Annotated in this window: 17 protein-coding genes; 8 read left to right on the top strand and 9 right to left on the bottom strand. The window is 62.5% G+C overall.

Going from position 1 to position 16637, the window contains the following annotated elements; translation table 11 throughout:
- Positions 1–4: 4 nt before the first annotated feature.
- From OE747_RS10040 to OE747_RS10065, 5 genes are all read left to right on the top strand, one after another.
- Positions 5–448: a MaoC family dehydratase gene (locus OE747_RS10040; protein ID WP_044028673.1), complete on the top strand. Its 444-nt coding sequence runs from the start codon at positions 5–7 to the stop codon at positions 446–448.
- Between the two features lie 240 nt (positions 449–688).
- Positions 689–2380, top strand: coding sequence for a cytochrome b5 domain-containing protein (locus OE747_RS24575; RefSeq protein ID WP_318527304.1), 1692 nt, complete (start codon positions 689–691; stop codon positions 2378–2380).
- A 97-nt stretch (positions 2381–2477) separates the two neighbouring features.
- Complete coding sequence (locus OE747_RS10055; RefSeq protein ID WP_263828471.1) at positions 2478–3410, top strand: bifunctional riboflavin kinase/FAD synthetase; 933 nt, start codon at positions 2478–2480, stop codon at positions 3408–3410.
- Positions 3407–3877: a YcgN family cysteine cluster protein gene (locus OE747_RS10060; protein ID WP_263828472.1), complete on the top strand. Its 471-nt coding sequence runs from the start codon at positions 3407–3409 to the stop codon at positions 3875–3877. Before OE747_RS10055 ends, OE747_RS10060 begins: the two co-directional genes overlap by 4 nt.
- On the top strand, positions 3877–4914 hold the full coding sequence (locus tag OE747_RS10065) for a threonine aldolase family protein (RefSeq protein WP_263828473.1): 1038 nt from the start codon (positions 3877–3879) through the stop codon (positions 4912–4914). The genes OE747_RS10060 and OE747_RS10065 overlap by 1 nt, the downstream gene beginning before the upstream one ends.
- A gap of 92 nt (positions 4915–5006) precedes the next feature.
- Here the strand turns inward: OE747_RS10065 and OE747_RS10070 are convergent, their stop codons facing one another.
- Positions 5007–5822, bottom strand: coding sequence for an alpha/beta fold hydrolase (locus OE747_RS10070; RefSeq protein ID WP_263828474.1), 816 nt, complete (start codon positions 5820–5822; stop codon positions 5007–5009).
- Positions 5819–6421 (bottom strand): 2-hydroxychromene-2-carboxylate isomerase, encoded by a 603-nt coding sequence (locus OE747_RS10075; RefSeq protein ID WP_263828475.1) that lies wholly within the window; start codon positions 6419–6421, stop codon positions 5819–5821. The genes OE747_RS10070 and OE747_RS10075 overlap by 4 nt, the downstream gene beginning before the upstream one ends.
- Positions 6422–6528: 107 nt before the next feature.
- Here OE747_RS10075 and OE747_RS10080 point away from each other — a divergent pair, with 107 nt between their 5' ends.
- Positions 6529–7548, top strand: coding sequence for a ribose-phosphate pyrophosphokinase (locus OE747_RS10080; protein ID WP_263828476.1), 1020 nt, complete (start codon positions 6529–6531; stop codon positions 7546–7548).
- Between the two features lie 49 nt (positions 7549–7597).
- Here OE747_RS10080 and OE747_RS10085 read toward each other — a convergent pair whose 3' ends face one another.
- The 6 genes from OE747_RS10085 to OE747_RS10110 all read right to left on the bottom strand — a co-directional run bounded on the left by OE747_RS10085 (position 7598) and on the right by OE747_RS10110 (position 12932).
- Positions 7598–7948 (bottom strand): H-type lectin domain-containing protein, encoded by a 351-nt coding sequence (locus OE747_RS10085; protein WP_263828477.1) that lies wholly within the window; start codon positions 7946–7948, stop codon positions 7598–7600.
- 126 nt (positions 7949–8074) lie between these two features.
- Entirely contained in the window at positions 8075–8485 is a 411-nt protein-coding gene (locus OE747_RS10090; RefSeq protein ID WP_164133027.1) for a F0F1 ATP synthase subunit epsilon, read from the bottom strand.
- Between the two features lie 12 nt (positions 8486–8497).
- Complete coding sequence (gene atpD / locus OE747_RS10095) at positions 8498–9922, bottom strand: F0F1 ATP synthase subunit beta (protein WP_263828478.1); 1425 nt, start codon at positions 9920–9922, stop codon at positions 8498–8500.
- A gap of 19 nt (positions 9923–9941) precedes the next feature.
- A complete protein-coding gene (locus OE747_RS10100) occupies positions 9942–10817 on the bottom strand; it encodes a F0F1 ATP synthase subunit gamma (protein ID WP_234139804.1) in 876 nt (291 codons plus the stop codon).
- A 15-nt stretch (positions 10818–10832) separates the two neighbouring features.
- The gene (gene atpA / locus OE747_RS10105) at positions 10833–12371 is read right to left on the bottom strand and encodes a F0F1 ATP synthase subunit alpha (protein ID WP_234139805.1); all 1539 of its coding nucleotides are present in this window, start codon (positions 12369–12371) and stop codon (positions 10833–10835) included.
- Positions 12372–12932 carry a F0F1 ATP synthase subunit delta gene (locus OE747_RS10110; RefSeq protein WP_263828479.1) on the bottom strand — a complete coding sequence of 187 codons (561 nt, stop codon included), beginning with the start codon at positions 12930–12932 and terminating at the stop codon, positions 12372–12374.
- Positions 12933–13381: 449 nt separating this feature from the next.
- On the opposite strand from OE747_RS10110, the gene OE747_RS10115 reads away from it, so the two are divergent.
- Positions 13382–14962 (top strand): calcium-binding protein, encoded by a 1581-nt coding sequence (locus OE747_RS10115; protein WP_263828480.1) that lies wholly within the window; start codon positions 13382–13384, stop codon positions 14960–14962.
- A 72-nt stretch (positions 14963–15034) separates the two neighbouring features.
- Here OE747_RS10115 and OE747_RS10120 read toward each other — a convergent pair whose 3' ends face one another.
- Entirely contained in the window at positions 15035–15787 is a 753-nt protein-coding gene (locus OE747_RS10120; protein ID WP_263828481.1) for a class I SAM-dependent methyltransferase, read from the bottom strand.
- Positions 15788–15847: 60 nt separating this feature from the next.
- On the opposite strand from OE747_RS10120, the gene gloB reads away from it, so the two are divergent.
- Positions 15848–16615 (top strand): hydroxyacylglutathione hydrolase, encoded by a 768-nt coding sequence (gloB, locus tag OE747_RS10125; RefSeq protein ID WP_263828482.1) that lies wholly within the window; start codon positions 15848–15850, stop codon positions 16613–16615.
- The last annotated feature ends 22 nt before the right edge of the window (positions 16616–16637 follow it).

Genomic DNA, 16637 nt, shown 5'->3' on the forward strand with positions numbered 1-16637 from the left:
TGACATGTTGGACAATCTGCCGCGCGGAACGATCTGTATCGAAGATATCGAGATGGGCATGACCCGGTACCTGCGCAAACAGGTCACCGACGAGGATATCGAGATGTTCGCCCAGGTCTCGACCGACCGCAATCCGGTGCATCTGGACGACGAATATGCCCGCGACACCATCTTTGAGGGGCGTATCGCCCATGGCATGCTGACCGCCGGGCTGATCTCGGCGGTTATCGGCGAGCAGCTGCCCGGCCATGGCACCGTCTACATGGGTCAATCGCTGAAGTTCCTCGCGCCTGTGCGCCCGGGCGACACGGTCTATGCCGAGGTCAAGGTGATCGACATCGACTTTGCCAAACGCCGGGTCAAGCTGGACTGCCATTGCGCCGTTGATGGCAAGAAGGTGCTGGTGGGCGAGGCGATGGTGCTGGCCCCCTCGCGCAAGTTCGACTGATCGGCAGCACAGCTGCCATTTGCGGCCTCGCTCCTCAGCAACACACGAAGAAGTGATCATTGCTCGCGCTGCCCGGACCCAGTCCGGGTGCGGGCTTTCCTCTGCATTTCAACAAGTTGAACAATTGTGCGCAGATCGCCGCCCATTGCGCGCGCGCAGGACAATTCTGCTGAAAGCCTGACTGAACTTGCTATCGTTTGGACAAGACTCACTTAACTTGTTCATGAAGTGGAGTTCGAGATGCGAGCAATCATCATCGGTGCGGGCATTGGAGGGTTGATGGCGGCCCTGGCCCTGCGGCAATCCGGGGTCTTTTCGGCAATCGAGGTCTACGAGCAGACCAGGCAGCCCAGTACAGCCGGGGCCGGGCTGAACATTCCCCCGAACGGGGCGCGGATCTGCCGCTGGCTGGGGGTCGATCTGGATGGCGGTGACCCCAAAGGACCGGACGGCGCGATAGATGGTGGCCGGGCTGCGATCCTGACATCGACCCGGCAGTTCAACACCGATGGCAGCATCACCGAAAGGCCGTTCGACCATGTCACCGCCGCCGGGGATGGCGCCGGGTTTCATCACATGCACCGGCTGGACCTTCTGATGTGCCTTTACAAGCGGGTGTTCGAATTCGGCCCTGACAGCGGCGCCCCCTGCCCGATCTCGGTGCATATGGGCTGTCGGCTCGACCGGGTGCACCAGACGGACGAGGGCGTGACAGCGGTCTTTGCCAACGGACAGAGGGCGACCGGCGATATTCTGGTTGGCGCAGATGGGATCAACTCGGCCACGCTCCGTCTGGCCTGGCCCAACCCGCGCCCCAAACGCTGGACCGAGGTCACCTGTTTCCGCGGCCTCATTCCCCGCGCAATCGTGGCCGCGCTGCGCAAACCCGATGGCCATCCGCTGGATCACAACCCGATCCACTCTTTCAGCATGGACCGCCACAAGACGGATCGCAGCGGCGCGACCACCTATTGGGTGCGGGGCGGCGAGTTGCTGAATGTCTGGATCGCCCGGTATGAACCCGATTCAACCGCCTTTGAACGGGAAGAGGGCGACTGGTTTCCGGTGAGCCAGGAGGAAATCACCCGCGACGTCGGCGCGGCCTTTGCCGAGCTTCCCAATTGCGACGATCTGGTCGCCCTGGCCGGGGCGATGGTGCGTCCGACCAAATGGGGGCTTTATGACCGCGACGCGCTCGAGACCTGGGTGCAGGGGCGCATCTGCCTGCTGGGCGACGCGGCGCATCCGATGCTGCCCACCTTCGGGCAGGGCGCGGCGCAGGCGTTCGAGGATGCCGCCGCGCTTGGCTGCGCCTTTGCCCTGCACCGCCGCGACGTGCCCTCGGCCCTGTTGCACTATGAACGGGTGCGGCACTATCGCGCCAGCCGGTTTCAGCTGGGGTCGAAGTTTGCCTTCGACCATCTGCGGCCCAAGGATACCGAGGCGCAAAAGGCGCTGCTCGAGGGTCTGGATGAACGCGTCACGCCCGCGTTTTCACACGACAAGCGCGGCGGCGAGAATGACGCCTGGATCTATGCCTTTGACGCCCGCAATATCGGCCCGGCCCTGCCCGCCAGGAAATGGGGGCCGTGGGATTACCGCGAGGCGTCGAAAGAGGACCATGCAAAGGCGACGCAAAGCCTCTGGCGGCCAGAGACCCCGACCGATGGCGCCCGTCGCGTGACCCGCGCCGAGGTCGCCCGGCACAACACCCGCGACGATTGCTGGATCATCGTTTCGGGCAAGGTCTATGAAATCACGGCCTGGGCGCCCCATCACCCCGGCGGTGCGGGCATCGCCCGGATCTATGCGGGCAAGGATGCCACCGCCGAGTTCGGTGATTATCACAGCGCGCAAGCAGTCGCGCATATGGCGCATTTCTGTATCGGCGAACTGGTCGAAACATCGGAGGAGGCAAAACCGCCAGCATGACCCGAGCGCTCTGGCGCGGCGTGGCGAGGCGCCGGAAACGACCCCACCCGGTCAAGTCGCGCTTGAACATGCGCACACCTGCGTTTACCCAACCTGCATGCGTATCATCCGCGACTACAGATTTCTCGAACCCGCAGACCGGGGCGCCAGCGTCGCCATCGGTAACTTCGACGGCGTGCATATCGGCCACCGCTCGGTGATCGAACTGGCCCGGCAGGCCGCGCCCGATGTGCCGCTGGGTGTGATGACCTTCGAGCCACATCCGCGCGAGTATTTCGCCCCCGACAGCCCGCCCTTTCGCCTGATGCGCGGCCCGGCGCGCGCGCACCGGCTGGAAAAGCTGGGGGTCGAGCGGCTCTATGAACTGCCTTTCAATGCCGCGCTGGCCGGGCTGACGCCGGAAGAGTTCGCGCGCCGTGTCATCTGCGACGGGCTGGGCTTGACCCATGTGGTGATCGGCGCCGATTTCTGTTTCGGCAAGGGCCGCAGCGGCAACGCCGCCGACATGGTCCGGTTCGGTCAGCAGATGGGGTTCGGCGTCACCATCGCACCGCTCCTGGAGCAGACCGAGCGCGTGATCTCGTCGACCGCGATCCGCACCGCGCTAAGCGAGGGCCGCCCGCGCGACGCCGCCGCGATGCTGGGCCATTGGCACCGGATCGAAGGCGAGGTGATCGGCGGCGAGCAGCGCGGGCGTGAGTTGGGCTTTCCCACCGCCAATATGTCCATCGACGGGCTGCACCCGCCCCGGTTCGGCGTCTATGCGGTGCTGGTCGATGTGCTGGACGGCCCGCACAAGGGCAGCTATCACGGCGCCGCCTCGGTGGGTGTGCGACCGATGTTCAAGGGCGAGCAGCCCAATATCGAAACCTTCCTGTTCGACTTTTCCGGCGATCTTTATGGCGCAACGCTGAGTGTCGGGCTGGTCGAATATCTGCGCCCCGAGATGACCTTTGACGGGCTGGACGCCCTTATCGCGCAAATGGACGCCGATTGCGCCCGCGCGCGCGAGATCCTGGCGGCGCCATGAAGGATCCGATCAAGCGCAACGGGCTGCGCCCACGGTTCTGGGAGCGCAAGCCGCTGGCGCGGCTGAGCAAGACCGAATGGGAGGCGCTGTGCGACGGCTGCGGCAAGTGTTGCCTGAACAAGCTTGAGGATGAGGATACCGGCGAGGTCGAACTCACCCGGGTCGCCTGCCGGCTGCTGGATGACGAGAGCTGCCATTGCACCCAATACCCGATTCGGCACCAGTTCGTGCCCGATTGCATCGTCCTGACGCCCGACAACCTGGACAGCCACGCCTATTGGATGCCCCGCACCTGCGCCTATCGGCTGCTGTGGGAGGGAAAGCCGCTATACGATTGGCATCCGCTGATCTCGGGCGATCCCGAAAGCGTGCACCGGGCAGGCGTCTCGGTGCGCGGCATCACCGTGTCCGAGTTTGAAACCCCCGAAGAAGACTGGGAAGACCATATCATCGAGGAGCCCATCTGATGTTCTTTGCCTCTGACAATTCCGGCCCCGTCCACCCCGAGATCCTGGCTGCTCTGACCGAGGTCAACCAAGGCTATGCCATGGCCTATGGGGCGGATGCACAGATGCAGGCGGTACGCGAGAAAATTCGTCAAATTTTCGAGACGCCCGAGGCGGCGGTCTATCTGGTGGCAACCGGGACGGCGGCCAACTCGCTGGCGCTGGCCACCCTGTCACAGCCCTGGCAGACCATCTTCTGCTCACCCGTGGCCCATATCCACGAGGACGAGTGCAACGCGCCCGAATTCTATTCGGGCGGCACCAAGCTGACCCTGGTGCCCGGCGGCGACCGGATGACGCCAGAGGCGCTGCGCGCCTCGATTACGGGCGAGGAGACCCGTGGCGTGCATGGGCCGCAGCGTGGCCCGGTCTCGATCACCCAGGTGACTGAACGCGGCGGCGTCTATTCCATCGCCGAGTTGCAGGCGCTTTGCGCGGTTGCTGGGGAGTACGGTCTGCCGGTGCATCTGGATGGTGCCCGCTTTGCCAATGCGCTGGTCGCCCTCAACGCCTCACCCGCCGAGATGACCTGGAAGGCCGGCGTTGACGCGGTCAGCTTTGGCGGCACCAAGAACGGCTGCATGGGTGTCGAGGCGGTGATCTTCTTCGACCCGAAACATGCCTGGGAGTTCGAGCTGCGCCGCAAGCGCGGCGCGCATCTCTTCTCGAAACACCGCTATCTGTCGGCGCAGATGGATGCCTATCTGACGGGTGACTTATGGCTGCGTTCGGCGCGGCGGGCCAATGACAATTGCGCCCGACTGGTCGAGGGGCTGCGGGCGGCGGGGGCCACCTTCCTGCACGAGCCGCAGGCCAATATCGTTTTTGCCAGTTTCCCACGCGCGACCCATCGGCGCCTGATGGGTGCGGGCGCGTCCTATCACCTGTGGGGGGCCGAACTGGAGGGCGAGGACGAGAGCGAGATGCTGGCCTGCCGCATGGTCTGCGACTGGTCGATCGGGACGGATCAGATCGACCGCTTCCTGTCGCTGCTCTGAGGGGGTTGGGGGCGCTGCCCCCGGTGCAAAATTCGGAGAATTTTGTCACCTCCCCCGGAGTATTTCCAGCGAAATGAAGGAGTTTGGAGCGCTCAGACCGTCCGCGACCAGAGCGCGCGGATATGTACGGCCGTCTCTGCCGGGTGGCTGATGGGCAGCATATGACCGGCACCCGCGATGACCTCTTCGGTTGCATCGGGCAGACGCCGCATGAGACCCCTTGAGATCGCCTGCATCACCGGATGGGTCAAGGCTCCCCGCAAGAGCAGAACCGGCATCGTGGCACGGTCGAGCCGCCCGGGCGCCAGCAGCCCGGCCGTGTCATTGAACAGCGCCTCGTCCACCGTTGGCACAATGTGGATACCCCGGATCATCGCCGCACGGGTCGCTTCGGGCAGGTCCGGCCAGCGCGGGCTGTCGGCGGTGCTCCACATCCGGTTGAACAGACGCGCGGCCAGGGCCTTGTCGCCGCTTTCCAGGGCCGCGATGTAGGGTCGGGCGTCCTGGGCATGCTGTTCGATCAGCTCGGGCGCGTCCCGGCAGGCCACGGCGAAGAACACCGGCTCGATGAGCGTCAGGCTGCGAACAAGCTCCGGCTGTTCGACCGCCAGCCGCAAGGCCACGGTGGCGCCGAAGGAATGGCCGATCACATCCATGCGCCTGTCGAGACAGGTTTGCGCATTCTCCAGGATGCGATCCTGAAAACAGCCCTGCCCGTCCCAATCCGGGCTGCGGCCATGGCTGAGCATGTCGGGCGCGGTGAACCGGGCCTCGTCACCCAGGATGCGGGTCAGCCCTTTCCACGCGCCCGAATGGGCAATGGTGCAATGCAGCGCCAACACCTGTCGCGGCCCATGGCCGAAATGGCTGACGTGGACGGGTTGCGGTAAAGAGGAGGTACCCCTCACCCCTTCATCTCCGCCAGATGCGCGTCGAGATCGTCCAGCCGGTCCTGGCCCCAGAACCTCTGACCATCCGACGTGATGTAGAACGGGGCGCCGAAGACGCCGCGATCGACCGCCTCCTCTAGGTTGGCGGCATAGGTTTCCGCCCCGATCAGCAGGCCACTGTCCGCGAGGCGCGGGTCAAACCCGGCCCGTTCCAGGCAATCGCGGATCACCTCGTCCTGTGCGATGTCCTTCTCTTCGGCCCAGCAGGCGCGCAGGATGGAATGGCAGAGCGCGCCGACATCGCCGCCGCCATCCCTGACCGCCGCGATAATGGCGTAAGAGGAGGGCGCGGCATTCGTCGGCCAATGTGCGGGCTTGAGGTTGAACGGCAAACCGGTCTTCCTAGCCTGACGCTGCAATTCCTGGGCCCGGTATTCGATGCGGGAGGGGTGCCGATCCTTCGGGGGCACGCCGCCGGTACGGCTGAACAGCGCAAGGATATCCACGGGCTTGTAGGCGATGCTGGCCCCGTGTTTTGCGGCCACCTCCTCCAGTCGCATCCCGGCCAGATAGGAAAAGGGCGAGAGTGTCGCAAAAAAGTAGTCGATATCGGCCATGTTCACTTTCTCCGCAGCGTTACCTTTGCTGGACCGTAAGCCCATGCTAAGCGGTGTCAACATCACGAATCTGTCACAACAGACAGTGCTGCCTGGGGATATCCGTCATGCCGTCACTCACCGAACCCAAGCTCATCTCTGGGAACGCCAATCTTCCGTTGGCCCAGTCGATAGCGCGCCGTATGAGCCTGTATCGAGGTGTCGACCAGGGTCTGGTCAACGCCCGTGTCGAACGGTTCAACGATGGCGAGATCTTTGTCGAGGTGTTCGAAAACGTCCGCGGCGAGGATATGTTCATCATCCAGCCGACATCGAACCCCGCCAATGACAACCTGATGGAGCTGCTGATCATCGCGGACGCGCTGCGGCGGTCCTCGGCGGCACGGATCACCGCCGTCATCCCCTATTTCGGCTATGCCCGGCAGGATCGCCGAACCAAGGCGCGCACCCCGATCAGTGCCAAGCTGGTCGCCAACATGCTGACCGGCGCCGGGATCGAGCGTATCCTGACCATGGATCTGCACGCAGCCCAGATCCAGGGCTTCTTCGATATTCCGGTTGACAACCTTTATGCTTCACCGATCTTTGCGCTGGATGTCCGGACCCATTTCAAGGACCGGATGGGCGACCTGATGGTGGTTTCGCCGGACGTGGGCGGCGTGGGTCGTGCGCGCGAACTGGCCAAGCGGATCAACGCGCCGCTGTCGATCGTAGACAAGCGCCGCGAAAAGCCCGGCGAAGTCGCCGAAATGACCGTGATCGGTGACGTGACCGACAAGATCTGCCTGATCGTCGATGACATCTGCGACACAGCCGGAACCCTGTGCAAGGCGGCGCAGGTTCTGCTCGACAACGGCGCCAAGGAGGTGCATTCGTACATCTCACACGGGGTGATGAGCGGCCCGGCGGTCGAGCGGGTGAAGAATTCAGTGATGAAATCGCTCGTCATCACTGACTCGATCCAGCCGACGCCCGAGATTCTGGCAGCGCCGAACATCCGGGTGGTGCCGACGGCGCCGATCTTTACCCAGGCGATCCTGAACATCTGGAACGGCACGTCGGTCTCGTCCCTCTTCGAAGACAAGACCCTGCGGCCGATTTACGAGTCACTCTATCATATGGACTGACGCAATCTTCCGGTTCCCTTGAACCGGAAGATATTCTGTGCCCAAGAGCTCAGGGCACGTCCCAGTCGTCTTCGTTTCTCATCTCTCCGATTGCCGTCCAGCTGAGCCGCAAGCGCGCAACGCGGGTATCGGCCCACGTGCGAAAGACCAGATCGAAGCCTTCGGGTGTGACCTCCTCGGCTTTCAGCTCGGCGCGGACGGCGGCACCCGTATCCACATCCCAAAGCGAAATGGCGACCATCACCGCAGGGGCGGAGTGAAAAGGTTTCTTGAACAAGATGGGCTTGCGCCTTTCGCGGGTCCCCGACCCGGTCCACATGTCGCCACCATTCTCGAAATCCGAGAACATCGCCTCGTCGCCCTGCTGAATGGCGACAGGATGAGAAGAAAATAGCTTCATCGCTCGAAACCTAGCCAAAACGTTATGGTTATTACGTCATATCCGTTCAATCGGGCCAAACCTTGACGCAAAAGGGCCAGCCCGTTGCCCGGCTGGCCCCTGTTGTTCGCGCGCTATGCCAGAGGCTCAGAGCCCCATATGGGTGCCAAGGGCCTCCATATCGGCCAGAAGCTTCGCCGCATCGTCAACGATGCTGTGATGCTCCTGTGCCTTGGCCGCGTCATGCGACGCACGCGCTTCGGCGATCAGCTCGTCCAGATGCGCGCGGGTGACTTCCGTTACCGGGATCGCCTTTTCGGCCAGCACCGACAGGGTGTCGGCACCGATCTGGGCGAACCCGCCGGTCACCAGATATTCGCTAGATCCTTCGGGTCCTTCGACCTTGAGGATCCCTGGACGCAGCGTGGTGATCGTCGGGGCATGGTCCGGCATTGCCGTCATGTCCCCGTCCGCACCGGGAATCTGGACCGCAGTCACCTGGAGCGACGCAAGGCGGCGCTCCGGGCTGACGAGGTCGAATTGCATTGTGTTTGCCATCAGGGATACTCCTTAGGCAGCTGCGGCGGCCATACGCTCGGCTTTGGCGATCACTTCGTCGATGCCGCCAACCATGTAGAAGGCAGCCTCGGGCAGGTGGTCGTATTCACCGGCCACAACCGCCTTGAACGACGAGATCGTGTCTTCGAGCGGAACCTGCACACCGTCCGAACCGGTGAACACCTTGGCCACGTCGAAGGGTTGGCTGAGGAAACGCTGGATTTTCCGGGCGCGGGCCACGGTCAGCTTGTCCTCTTCGCTCAGTTCGTCCATGCCGAGAATGGCGATGATGTCCTGAAGCGACTTGTAGCGCTGGAGGATACCCTGAACGTCACGGGCAACCTGATAGTGCTCTTCGCCGACAACCTGCGGGTCGAGGATACGCGACGACGAGTCGAGCGGGTCCACGGCCGGGTAGATGCCCAGTTCCGAGATCGCACGCGACAGAACGGTGGTTGCGTCGAGGTGCGCAAAGGTGGTTGCGGGCGCGGGGTCGGTAAGGTCGTCCGCGGGCACGTAGACGGCCTGGATCGAGGTGATCGAGCCTGCCTTGGTCGAGGTGATGCGTTCCTGCATCGCACCCATGTCGGTGGCCAGCGTCGGCTGGTAACCCACGGCCGAAGGGATACGGCCAAGCAGAGCGGACACTTCGGAACCGGCCTGGGTAAAGCGGAAGATGTTGTCCACGAAGAACAGAACGTCGGTGCCGGACTGGTCGCGGAACTGCTCGGCCAGGGTCAGGCCGGTCAGGGCGACTCGGGCACGGGCTCCCGGAGGCTCGTTCATCTGGCCGTAGACCAGCGCCACCTGCGACTCTTCCAGGTTATCGGGCTTGATAACGTTGGATTCGATCATCTCGTGGTAGAGGTCGTTGCCCTCGCGGGTCCGTTCACCCACACCCGCGAACACGGAGAAGCCCGAGTGCACCTTGGCGATGTTGTTGATCAGTTCCATGATGAGAACTGTCTTGCCCACGCCGGCGCCGCCGAACAGGCCGATCTTGCCGCCCTTGGAATAGGGGGCCAGCAGGTCGATGACCTTGATGCCGGTGACTAGGATATCGGTCGCGGTCGACTGTTCTTCGAACTCGGGTGCGGGCTGGTGGATGGCGCGGGTCTCGGTCGCGTTGACCGGGCCCTTTTCGTCCACCGGCTCGCCGATCACGTTCAGGATGCGGCCCAGGGTGGCCGATCCAACCGGCACCGAGATCGGTCCGCCGGTGTCGGTCACCGCGGCGCCGCGCACCAGACCTTCGGTCGCGTCCATTGCAATGGTGCGGACGGTGTTCTCGCCCAGGTGCTGGGCCACTTCGAGAACCAGGCGCTTGCCGTTGTTCTCGGTTTCCAGCGCGTTCAGAATTTCAGGCAGGGCGTCATCGAACTGGACGTCGACGACGGCCCCGATGATCTGCGTGACTTTGCCTTTTGCATTCGCCATGTTTCGTCTCCGGATAGTCTTACAGCGCCTCGGCGCCGGAAATGATTTCGATCAGCTCGTTGGTGATGACGGCCTGACGCGAGCGGTTGAATTCGATGGTCAGCTTGTCGATCATCTCGCCCGCGTTGCGGGTCGCGTTGTCCATTGCCGACATCCGGGCACCTTGTTCCGAGGCCCCGTTTTCGAGCAGCGCCGAGAAGATCTGCGTCGCCACACCACGCGGCAGCAGGTCGGCCAGAATGGCCTCTTCGCTGGGCTCGTAGTCAAACAGCGCAACCTCGTCGCCCTCGCCGTCGGTCTCGAAGGCCGCCGGGATGATCTGTTGCGCGGTCGGCACCTGGGTCACGACGTTCTCGAACTTCGCGTAGAAGATCGTGGCAACGTCGAATTCACCGGCGTCGAACCGAGCCAGAACATCGCGCGCAATATCCTGAGCGTTGGCATAGCCCATGCTCTTGATACCGCTGAGATCGACATGACCCACCGAATGCTTGGCGAAGTCACGCTTGAGCGCGTCGCGGCCTTTCTTGCCGACGGTCAGGATCTTGACCGTCTTGCCCTTGGCCAACAGCTCGTTTGCGCGGGTGCGGGCCAGTTTGGCGATGTTCGAGTTGAACCCGCCGCACAGACCGCGTTCGGCCGTCATGACGACCAGCAGATGCACCTGATCGCTGCCTGTACCACGGAGCAGCAGCGGCGCACTGTCGCTGCCGCCGACCGAGGCCGCCAGCCCCGCCATCACGGCATTGAACCGTTCGGCATAGGGGCGGGCCGCTTCAGCGGATTCCTGGGCGCGGCGGAGCTTTGCCGCCGCGACCATTTGCATGGCTTTGGTGATCTTGCGGGTCGATTTGACCGACTCGATCCTGTTTTTAAGGTCCTTGAGAGAAGGCATGTCCCAACTCTCTCCTTATGCGAACGTGGCGGCGTATTCGTCGATCGCTGCCTTGAGTTTGTCCTCGGCGTCGCCCTTGATCTTGGGATCTTCCTTGGTGATCCACTCAAGAACATCGGCCCGCTTGCCGCGCATATGCGCGATCAGGCCCGCTTCCCACCGGCCGACATCCTTGAGGGCAATCTTGTCGAGATAGCCTTTGGTGCCAGCAAAGATGACGCAGACGATTTCCGCGTTGGTCAGCGGCGAGTACTGCGGCTGTTTCATCAGCTCGGTCAGACGCGCGCCACGGTTCAGCAGCTGCTGGGTTGCGGCGTCGAGGTCGGAACCGAACTGGGCAAAGGCCGCCATCTCGCGATACTGGGCCAGCGACAGTTTCACCGGACCGGCAACGGTCTTCATGGCGTTGGTCTGGGCCGAGGAGCCCACGCGCGAAACCGACAGACCGGTGTTCACGGCGGGGCGGATGCCCTGATAGAACAGTTCGGTTTCCAGGAAGATCTGACCGTCGGTGATCGAGATCACGTTGGTCGGGATAAAGGCCGACACGTCGCCGCCCTGGGTTTCGATCACCGGCAGAGCGGTCAGCGAACCGGCGCCGAAGTCCTCGTTCAGCTTGGCCGAACGCTCCAGCAGACGCGAGTGGAGGTAGAAAACGTCGCCCGGATAGGCTTCACGTCCGGGCGGACGGCGCAGCAGCAGCGACATCTGGCGATAGGCCACGGCCTGTTTGGACAGGTCATCGTAGATGATCAGCGCGTGACGACCGTTGTCGCGGAAGTATTCCGCCATCGCGGTTGCGGCATAGGGGGCCAGGAACTGCATCGGCGCGGGGTCGGACGCGGTGGCGGCCACAACGATGGAATATTCCATCGCGCCGTTTTCTTCCAGCTTCTTGACCAGTTGGGCCACGGTCGATCGCTTCTGGCCAACAGCCACGTAGACGCAGTAGAGCTTCTTGCTCTCGTCGTCGCCTGCGGCATCGTTATAGGATTTCTGGTTCAGGATGGTGTCGAGCGCGATTGCGGTCTTGCCGGTCTGACGGTCGCCGATGATCAGCTCGCGCTGGCCACGGCCGATCGGGATCATCGAGTCGACGGCCTTGAGGCCGGTCGCCATCGGCTCGTGCACCGATTTGCGCGGGATGATGCCGGGCGCCTTGACGTCGGCAACGCCGCGCTTTTCGGCCTTGATCGGACCTTTGCCGTCGATCGGGTTACCCAGACCGTCGACAACGCGGCCCAGCAGCGCTTCGCCCTGCGGCACGTCCACGATGGAGTTGGTGCGCTTGACGGTGTCGCCTTCCTTGATGTCCCGGTCGGAACCGAAGATCACGACGCCGACGTTGTCGCTTTCCAGGTTCAGCGCCATGCCCATGATGCCGCCCGGGAACTCGACCATTTCACCGGCCTGAACATTGTCGAGGCCGTAGACGCGGGCGATACCGTCGCCGACGCTCAGCACGCGACCGATTTCGGCCACTTCTGCTTCCTGACCAAAATTCTTGATCTGGTCCTTCAGGATTGCAGAAATCTCTGCAGCTTGGATACCCATTTATCCGACCTCTTTCATTGCATTCTGGAGGGAGTTGAGCTTGGAGCGGATCGAGCTGTCGATCATCTTCGAGCCAACTTTGACGACAAGACCGCCGATGAGGGTTTCATCCACGGTCGCATTGATGGTAACCGACTTGCCGACCTGCTCGCTCAGGGTCTTGGTCAGCTTTTCGATCTGGGTCTTGGTCAGAGCCTTGGCGGATGTGACCTCGGCGGTCACTTCGCCGCGCTCCTCGGCCAGCGCGTCTTGCAGCGCCTTGAGCATTTGCGGCAGAACGAACAGGCGGCGCTTCTGTGCCATGAGGCCCAGCGAATTGGCCAGCACCGCGCCGAGTTTCATTTTCTTGGCAATCGCGGTGATTGCGGCTTCCTGTTCTGCGCGGGAAACCAGCGGCGAAGCGATCAGACCACGCAGGTCGGCGCTTTCGGCCAGGGCGGCAGCCAGATCAGTGATGCCGGTTTCCAGACCTTTCAGGTCATTATTCTCTTTCGCGATCTCGAAAATCGCGGTGGCATAGCGCGCGGCAATGCCTGCGGAAATCGAAGCTGGTTCGGACACGTCCACCCTTCCGATATTATTGGCCCCGAACGCGCCGTTTGCGCGACCTCGGGGGCGTGAGGAAACCCCGCCGTGACGGCGGGGCATCGAAATCACCGGGGATGTAGCAGAGCGTTACTTATGTCGCAATATAGTATAGCGATAACGGTCCGGCACCCAAATCGCGTGTTTTCAATGTGTTAACGAAACTGCGACCCTTTGGACCCCCATAAGTGCTTGAAAAATGTTACCCGATTGCAGGTTTTCGCGATTCCTGTGACTCAAAACTGCACCCGCGCCACGGACGAATGCCTACAAGGGCGCACAGGACCGCCATTGCCGGGAGCGGCCCTGCAAGCAGCCCTGACGCCTTCGGCCGATGCATCGGCGTCCCGCATCCCGTCTCTTGACTGGCACCGATGAACTGACGCGATATAGAGTCAGGCGATTTTTCCAAAGGGTGTTCTTGTATGGGTATTCCTGCAGCCTTGCTGGGTCTCGGCGCGTTTGCCGCGTTGAGTGGGTTGTTCGACTCATCGGACGACCCGGAAGGCGAAACACCGGACGAGGTGAATGAGACACCGGAAACCCCCGAAGAGGAGGGCGCGCAAGACACCGGCGCAACGGTTACCACGCTCGAACACGGCACGGTTCAGGTTGAACTGGGTGAGGACGAAACCGGTAGCCTTCTATCCCTGATCTATCTGGATTCCGAGGACACCGGAGAGAGTTCCAATTTCTACACCGAGTTCGAAACCCGGATCTATCTTGCACCGGAAGGAACCGATTTATCGCAAAAAGCGTCCGCATCATCGTCCGGGATTCCCGGATATGACGCATTCGTTGCAGGCAATGGAACCGGAGCGTACGATCTGGCGGCTCTGGAAGAAACGCTTGGCCTAGAACTGATCCATACCATTGACCTGTTGCCGTTAATGCCTGACGCGCAACCCACCTACCCTGCCCTGATTGATCTGGGTCTGGACGCACTTGATCAGGTCGAGGCGAACGCGCCAACAAAATCATATTTTCTTGAGGCGGTGACAGATGGTGACGACCTGTCGCTCTTCCTGCCCGAAGATTACGTCCCGACCTACAATGGCGTTGCCGCGACCGCTGTGACCGACAACGTGACTGGGGGAGAAGAAACCGACTGGTTTGCCGTGGAAGAAGGCGCGCCGACCGCGCTTGTCGTCGAAACCCGGGGCGGCGACGATTTGGTAACGACCAAGGTCGATGACACCGGAATTCGTGCGGGTGACGGCGATGACCTGGTCATTGCATACAGCAACGGTAACTCTGTCAGCGGTGGGGCGGGCAACGACACGATCAACGCCAGCGGTCATGACATGGTGATCACAGGCGATGCCGGTGCCGACCAAATCCACGCCTACGGGAGCGGCCAGGCGATGGGTGGCGAGGGCAATGACACAGTCTACGCCGGAAATGATCAAGACCACTCCAGTTGGACAAACCGCTGGGATACCTTCGAAACGGTACTGGAACCGGGCTTGCCACTTGATGTTGATGGTGGTGCGGGACACGACAGAATCATTGTCAGCGGCGTCAACGCCACCGGTTATGGTGGCGAAGGCGACGATTTCCTGTCCGTCGAGAATGGTGCCAGGGGCCATGGCGGCGTCGGCAATGATCATCTTCAGCTGAGCGCGGGCAGCATGGTTTTTGGTGAAGACGGTGACGATCTGTTCACAATGTACGAGTTTCAAAATGCCCCGGAAAGCGCAGTTGCGACCGGTGGCGATGGCGCTGATACCTACAGCCTGGCGATACGCGGAGCAAATGCCCCGGATCCCGAATCCTATCTCAGGATCACCGATTTCGATCCCTCCGAAGATGCTCTTGAGGTTGAACTGTGGAACCGAGATTCGGAAACCATCGACTCGGTCACCCTGAGCGAGGCCTCGGATGGCAGCCATACGGATGTGCTGGTCAATGTGTCCAGCATCTACGCGCAATCTCCCGGCTCTGTGATCATCCGCTTGGATGGCGTGACCGGTATGTCACCCGACGCGGTGGTGATCCGAACCTGAGCCACGAGCCAGCGCGCCGGGGACGGCGGGCGGGGCGCCTTTTGGCGGCAGCCAAAACAGCGCCGTGCGTCGTTACACTGGTTCGGCCTTGCCGGTCGGTTGCGGGTTCAGCACACCCAGCGGGTTGAGCACGCGCACCTTGTCCTGCGCCCCTTTCCGGCGTGGTGGGTGAACGCGCTTGGACGCTTCGACCATGAACACACCGCCCGCCATGATCGTCGGCAGTCGCGTTCCGGTTCTTTCCAGCAAGGCGCCCGATTTCAACCAGAAACGCCTGAAGGATGGCGGCTGATACAGCGCGGAACAATGAAACTCCGGTAGGAACTGATGCTTGCGCAGCTGAGTTTCCAACTGCCCCAGCGTATAGGGACGACCAAAGCCAAAGGGCGTCTTGTCGGACCGCGACCACAACCCGGCGCGGTTCGGCACGACAAAGATCGCCCTACCCCCCGGTCCCAGCACCCGCCAGCATTCGTCCAGAACGGCGGATGGGTGTTCCGAGGTTTCCAGCCCATGCATGACCACCAACCGGTCCACATGCCCGGTTTCGATGGGCCACAGCGTTTCCTCGCACAGGACCGAGACATTCGGCAGGCCCGCGGGCCAGGGCATGACCCCCTGCGGCCCCGGCATCAGGCCAATGACCCGGCGGGCGTCGTTCAGATAGGGCCGCAATAACGGCACGGCAAAGCCGTACCCGGCGACCGTCTGGCCCTTGGCCTCGGGCCAGATCCCCAGAAGACGCCCCCGCACGGCCGCCTGCGCCGCCCGCCCCAGCGTGCTGCGATAATAGAAATTCCTCAGGTCCTGCACGTCCAGATGCATTGCAGCCGCTCGCCCGATCTGTTTGGCTGGGGCAGTCTAGCAATGAAAAGGCAAAAGGCCATGCCTCTTGAAATCGTCACCATACCCTGTCTCAGCGACAACTACGCCTATCTCGCGCATGATGCGGCCAGCGGTGAAACCGCGCTGATCGACGCCCCCGAGGCTGGCCCCATCCTGACCGAACTGGCGACGCGCGACTGGCGGCTGAGTCATGTGCTGCTGACGCATCATCATTGGGACCATGTCGACGCCCTGCCCGAGATTCTGGCTTCCCATCCCGCACGGGTCATCGGTGCCGCAGCCGATGCGCATCGGCTGCCGCCCCTGGACATGGCGGTGGCCGAGGGGGACCGGTTCGACATTGGCGGTGAACCGGTCGAGGTACTGGATGTCTCCGGTCATACCGTCGGACATCTGGCTTTTTACCTGCCGGAAAGTAACGCGGTTTTCACCGCTGACAGCCTTATGGCGCTGGGGTGTGGCCGCCTCTTCGAGGGAACGCCCCAGCAGATGTGGACCTCGCTGTCCAAACTTGCCGCCCTGCCCGACGATACGGTTGTGTGCAGCGGACATGAATACACGCAATCGAATGCGCGCTTCGCCCTGACAATCGACGTCGGCAACGATACCTTGAAAAAGCGGGCGGCGGAAATAGATCAAGCCAGAGCAGCAGGACACCCGACCGTTCCCAGCATGCTGGGGGTGGAAAAGGCGACAAACCCGTTTCTGCGGGCTGCCGACCCGGACATCCAGGCGCATCTGGGTCTGTCCGGCGCCGACCCGGCAAAGGTCTTTGCCGAAATTCGCGGCCGCAAGGACCGGTTCTGATGCCGCAAATGCAACATTCGCG

This window comes from Ruegeria aquimaris (assembly GCF_025751555.1).
Taxonomy (GTDB): Bacteria; Pseudomonadota; Alphaproteobacteria; order Rhodobacterales; family Rhodobacteraceae; genus Ruegeria_B; species Ruegeria_B aquimaris.

Coding starts and splice junctions, on each gene's coding strand:
- OE747_RS10075 (WP_263828475.1), bottom strand. CDS start 6,421: ATGGCCGATATCGACTACTTTTTTGCGACACTCTCGCCCTTTTCCTAT.
- OE747_RS10060 (WP_263828472.1), top strand. CDS start 3,407: ATGAAGGATCCGATCAAGCGCAACGGGCTGCGCCCACGGTTCTGGGAG.
- OE747_RS10120 (WP_263828481.1), bottom strand. CDS start 15,787: ATGCATCTGGACGTGCAGGACCTGAGGAATTTCTATTATCGCAGCACG.
- OE747_RS10055 (WP_263828471.1), top strand. CDS start 2,478: ATGCGTATCATCCGCGACTACAGATTTCTCGAACCCGCAGACCGGGGC.
- OE747_RS10040 (WP_044028673.1), top strand. CDS start 5: ATGTTGGACAATCTGCCGCGCGGAACGATCTGTATCGAAGATATCGAG.
- gloB (WP_263828482.1), top strand. CDS start 15,848: ATGCCTCTTGAAATCGTCACCATACCCTGTCTCAGCGACAACTACGCC.
- OE747_RS10115 (WP_263828480.1), top strand. CDS start 13,382: ATGGGTATTCCTGCAGCCTTGCTGGGTCTCGGCGCGTTTGCCGCGTTG.
- OE747_RS10100 (WP_234139804.1), bottom strand. CDS start 10,817: ATGCCTTCTCTCAAGGACCTTAAAAACAGGATCGAGTCGGTCAAATCG.
- atpA (WP_234139805.1), bottom strand. CDS start 12,371: ATGGGTATCCAAGCTGCAGAGATTTCTGCAATCCTGAAGGACCAGATC.
- OE747_RS10085 (WP_263828477.1), bottom strand. CDS start 7,948: ATGAAGCTATTTTCTTCTCATCCTGTCGCCATTCAGCAGGGCGACGAG.
- OE747_RS10090 (WP_164133027.1), bottom strand. CDS start 8,485: ATGGCAAACACAATGCAATTCGACCTCGTCAGCCCGGAGCGCCGCCTT.
- OE747_RS10080 (WP_263828476.1), top strand. CDS start 6,529: ATGCCGTCACTCACCGAACCCAAGCTCATCTCTGGGAACGCCAATCTT.
- OE747_RS24575 (WP_318527304.1), top strand. CDS start 689: ATGCGAGCAATCATCATCGGTGCGGGCATTGGAGGGTTGATGGCGGCC.
- atpD (WP_263828478.1), bottom strand. CDS start 9,922: ATGGCGAATGCAAAAGGCAAAGTCACGCAGATCATCGGGGCCGTCGTC.
- OE747_RS10065 (WP_263828473.1), top strand. CDS start 3,877: ATGTTCTTTGCCTCTGACAATTCCGGCCCCGTCCACCCCGAGATCCTG.